The organism is Gemmobacter sp., from assembly GCF_016792925.1.
Lineage (GTDB): Bacteria > Pseudomonadota > Alphaproteobacteria > Rhodobacterales > Rhodobacteraceae > Gemmobacter.
In genome coordinates this window covers 1-4757 of record NZ_JAEULU010000057.1, presented here as the reverse complement: position 1 = coordinate 4757, position 4757 = coordinate 1, and the positions used below count along the sequence as shown (strand labels likewise).

Genomic DNA, 4757 nt, shown 5'->3' with positions numbered 1-4757 from the left:
GTGCGCCGCTCCGGCTCGCCTTCGGCCGGCGCGGTTTCCAGCACCACGATGCCATCCGCGAGGTCCAGTGCAGTGCGGAAACTGTCGGCCAGCCGGGTGGCAATATCGCCCCGCACCACGATCCGGTCGACCACCACGTCGATGTCATGGCGGAATTTCTTGTCCAAGGTCGGCGGCTCGTCCAGCTCGTAGAACTGGCCATCCACCTTCACGCGTTGAAAGCCCTGCTTCCTAAGCTCCAGAAATTCCTTGCGATATTCGCCCTTGCGGTCGCGCACCACCGGGGCCAGCAGATAGGCCCGCGTGCCCTCCTCCATCGCCAGCACGGCATCCACCATATCCTGCACCTGCATCGCCGTGATCGGCAGGCCGGTCGCCGGGCTATAGGGCGTGCCCACCCGCGCAAACAACAGGCGCAGATAGTCGTAAATCTCGGTCACGGTGCCCACGGTCGAACGCGGGTTTTTCGAGGTGGTCTTTTGCTCGATCGAGATCGCCGGGCTAAGACCGCTGATATGGTCCACATCAGGTTTCCCCGCCATGTCGAGGAATTGCCGCGCATAGGCGCTGAGGCTCTCCACATAGCGGCGCTGGCCCTCGGCATAGATGGTGTCAAAGGCCAGGCTGGATTTGCCGGAGCCCGACAGGCCGGTGATCACCACGAACTGATCGCGCGGAATATCCATATCCACGCCTTTGAGGTTATGCTCGCGCGCGCCGCGCACCTCGATGAACTTCTGTTCCGCCATGACACCCTCGGACCCGTGACCGGGTTAGATTTAGGGCATCTCCGGGTGAACTCCAACTCAAAAACGTGAACATTGAATGAACAAAACCCAGAATGCCCGGTGAGAAGCGCATTATTGCCGCCGCGCCGCCTGCAACAGATGCAGGGCAATGCCCAGAACGGCAAAGAGGCTGACGAAAACCGGCACCGCCAAGGCGCCCTGATCCGCAATCAGCGCGCCCAAAAGCGGTGTGCCCAGCGTGGTGCCCAGATTGCCCAGTTGGGCAATGGCGCCCGCCGCCTGCGCCCGCTCGCCGGGGCCAGGGTTCAGCGCCGGAATGGCGGCAAAGCTGGCGCCCTGCACCAGCCCCAGCGCGCCGCCGATCCACAGGCTTGCCGCCAGCTGCGGCACAAGGCTGCCCCAGCCAAGCGCAAGCCCCGCCGCACCGATCAGCGCGGCAACAAAGCCCAGCACCACCGTGCCCACCGCGCCGATCCGCCCCAGCAGCCAGACACCCAGCAGCAGGCTGACCGCGATGGAAACCAGCGGCAGCAGCGTCGCCAGCAGCCCTTGCAGAACGGGGCCGGACAGCGGCGGCAAAAGTGTCAACAACGCCACATATGTCATTGTATAACAAACAAAACCCATGGCAGGCGCCGCCACGCGCGGCGAGGCATAGATCGCCCGGTGATCCCGCGCCAGGGCGGGCAGCGACAGGCGCGGCCATGTCGCGGGGGCGTCGCGCGGCAGCATCCGCGCCAGCAGCAGCGCAAAACCGGCCATCCACAGCGCATGCGCCAGCAGCAGCGCCCCCGGCCCGGCCGCGTTGACCAAGGGCGGCGCCAGCACGGCCAGCAGCGTATAGGTCACCGCGAAAAAAGTGGACCACAGCGTCATCGCCAGCCCCTGCCGCGCCACCGGCGCCACCTGTGCAATCAGCACCGGCGCCGCCACCACCACGGCCAGATGGCTGAAGCCCTCCAGCACCCGAAGCGCCAGCATCACCGGCATCGGCGGAAACAGCGCCTGCACCGCCGACACCGCCGCCCCAAGGCTCAGCGCCACCACCAGCACCCGCCGCCAGCCAAGGCCTCGCACCATCAGCCCCGCCGTGGTGCCAAAAATCAGCCCCGGAAAGCCGACAATCGACACCAAAAGCCCAAGCGCCAAAGGCCCGGCCAGCGGGTAAATCGCGCCCGCCTGCGCGAAAATGATGGAAATCTTGCCAAATTGCGCCGCAGCGCCAAGGCCCGCGCCCCAAAGCGCCAGCACCAGCCAGAAAGGAGAGATCGGTTTCATGCCGCCACCCTAGCCCCGTCCGCCGCGCCTTGCAGGGTTGTTTGCGACAAAAAGGGGGGCCCGAGGCCCCCCATTTCCGTCGGCGCCAAAGCCGCGCTCAGATATGCAGCGCGCGCCCGTAGGCGTCCAGCACCGCCTCATGCATCATCTCGCTCAGCGTCGGATGCGGGAACACCGTGTTCATCAGGTCTTCCTCGGTGGTTTCCAGGCTGCGGCCCACCACATAGCCCTGGATCAGCTCGGTCACCTCGGCGCCCACCATATGCGCGCCCAGCAGCTCGCCGGTCTTGGCGTCGAACACGGTCTTGATCATGCCCTCGGCCTCGCCCAGGGCAATAGCCTTGCCATTGCCGATGAAGGGGAAGCGGCCCACTTTCACCGCATAACCCGCCTCTTTCGCCTTGGCCTCGGTCAGGCCGACACTGGCGACCTGCGGATGGCAATAGGTGCAACCGGCGATGGAGTTTGGTTTGATCGCATGGGGATGCAGGCCCGCGATCAGCTCGGCCACCATGACGCCCTCATGGCTGGCCTTGTGCGCCAGCCAGGGGGCGCCGGCAATATCGCCAATCGCGAACAGCCCCTCCACGCCCGTGCGGCAATATTCATCCGTCACCACATGGGTGCGGTCGATCTTGACGCCAAGCGCCTCCAGCCCCAGGCCTTCGCCATTGCCGACAATCCCGACCGCCGAAATCACCGTGTCAAACTCGGCCGTCTCGGTCTTGCCGTTGGATTCCAGATGTGCGGTCACGCCCACACCCGGCTTGCGATCCAGCTTCTTGACCGTGGTCTTTTCAAGGATCTTCATCCCTTGCTTCACGAAGGATTTCTTCGCAAAGGCGCTGATCTCGGCATCTTCCACCGGCAGCACGCGGTCCATCACCTCGCAGACGGTCACGTCGGCGCCCAAGGTGTTGAAGAAGCTCGCAAATTCGATCCCGATCGCGCCCGAGCCGATGACCAGCAGCTTCTTGGGCATCCGCTTGGGTTGCAGCGCGTGCTTGTAGGTCCAGACCAGATCGCCATCGGCCTCCAACCCCGGCAATTCGCGCGCGCGCGCCCCGGTGGCAAGGATGATCGCGGGCGCCGTCAGCTCCTCGGTGCCCTTGTCGGTCTTGACCGACACCTTGCCCTTGGCCGGCAGCGTCGCCGCGCCCATGAAGACGGTGACCTTGTTCTTTTTCATCAGATGGCCGATGCCGCCGGACAGCTGCTTGGCCACCCCGCGCGAGCGCGCCACGACCGCATCCAGATCATAGCTGATGCCGGTGGCGCTGAGGCCGAATTCCTTGGCGCGATGCATCAGGTGAAACACTTCGGCGCTGCGCAGCAGGGCCTTGGTCGGGATGCAGCCCCAGTTGAGGCAAATGCCGCCCAGATGTTCGCGTTCGACAATGGCAACGGTCTTGCCCAGTTGCGCGGCCCGGATGGCGGCCACATAGCCCCCGGGGCCCGCACCGATCACGATCACATCAAAGCTCTTGGCAGCCATGTTTCCCCTCCTCTGGAAAATTAGTTTGCCACTAAACTATCGCGCGCAGCCAAGCAATGCAGCGCATTGCATGGGCCCATGCGTTCACTGCATGGCTGCACCACGCAACTGGTTCACCATTGAAGCATATCCGCCCTCTGCCAGAAACGCCTCCTCCTCGGGGGTGGAGTTCCGGCCCAGGGCCGCATTGCGGAAGGGAAAGCGGCCAAAGCGCGCGATCACCGCCTGATGCGCGCGCGCATGCAGCGCCATATCCGGCTGCGAGGGCATGCGCTCAACCATCAGCTGCACGGCAAGCGCCTGATCCTCCGGGTCTTCGCTATGTTCAAAGGGCATGTAAAAGAACTGGCGCTCCGGCTCGGGCGCGTCCATGTCCCAGCCTTCTGCCAAAGCCTTGCGCGCCGTGCGCAGGGCCAGCGGATCGGTGGCAAAGGCGCGGGCATCGCCGCGCCAGATATTGCGGGCGAACTGGTCGCAAATCACGATCAGCGCCAGCGATCCCGCCGGGCCGCCCTCGGCCCAATGGTCCAGACCGCCGTCATGGGCCGCCTGCCAAAGATCGCCAAAGCCGTCGCGGCACAGGCCATCCACCTCTGGACCGCCCGCATACCAGCCTTCCGGGCCAATCGCCCCCAGCCAGAAATCCAGAACCTCGACCGGATCCGACATGCCCGCCCCCTCCCGTTGTTATCGCAAACGTGGCAGGCTTTGCCGACAGGTGCAAGTCAGCGCGGCGCGCCGGTATCGGCCTCCTCCATCACCGCGCCGACAGCAAAGGCCGAGGCCGAGGGCGAGACGGTGGCAAAATTCCCCGTCACCCCCGGTGCGGCCCGCCGCGTCATCCGCCAGGCGGCATAGGCCGCCAGCCCGGCAAAATTCAGCGCGATGAACAGGAAAAACCCGCGCGGCCCAATATGTTCCATGATCCAGCCGGTCGCCAGCGGGCCAAAGATCGCCCCCAACCCATTGAGAAACAACAGACCCGAAGAGGCGCCCGCCATATCCTCCTTGGTGAGGTAGTCATTGGTATAGGCGATCAGCAGCGAATAAAGCGGGTTGGTGATGCCGCCCAGTACCATGGCGACGCCCAACAGGCCCCAGAACGGCAGCCAGACCAGCCCCGCCAGCAGCATCACCGCCCCGGCAAAAGCCGAAAGCCACAGGATCAATTGCCGGCGGTCGCTGCGATCCGACAGCCAGCCGATCGGATATTGCAGCACCAGCCCGCCGACATA

General features: G+C 64.9%; 4 protein-coding genes and 1 pseudogene. All 5 read right to left on the bottom strand.

Features of this window, described 5'->3' with window-relative positions:
- Positions 1-749: pseudogene (locus tag JNN06_RS03190) on the bottom strand (excinuclease ABC subunit A); the annotation flags it as partial.
- Between the two features lie 111 nt (positions 750-860).
- Positions 861-2027: an MFS transporter gene (locus tag JNN06_RS03185; protein ID WP_291238153.1), complete on the bottom strand. Its 1167-nt coding sequence runs from the start codon at positions 2025-2027 to the stop codon at positions 861-863.
- Between the two features lie 97 nt (positions 2028-2124).
- The gene (lpdA, locus tag JNN06_RS03180) at positions 2125-3522 is read right to left on the bottom strand and encodes a dihydrolipoyl dehydrogenase (RefSeq protein WP_291238152.1); all 1398 of its coding nucleotides are present in this window, start codon (positions 3520-3522) and stop codon (positions 2125-2127) included.
- An 84-nt stretch (positions 3523-3606) separates the two neighbouring features.
- Positions 3607-4191 carry a DUF924 family protein gene (locus JNN06_RS03175; RefSeq protein ID WP_291238151.1) on the bottom strand — a complete coding sequence of 195 codons (585 nt, stop codon included), beginning with the start codon at positions 4189-4191 and terminating at the stop codon, positions 3607-3609.
- A gap of 56 nt (positions 4192-4247) precedes the next feature.
- The coding region (locus JNN06_RS03170; RefSeq protein ID WP_291238150.1) for an MFS transporter at positions 4248-4757 on the bottom strand (510 nt) is incomplete at its 5' end.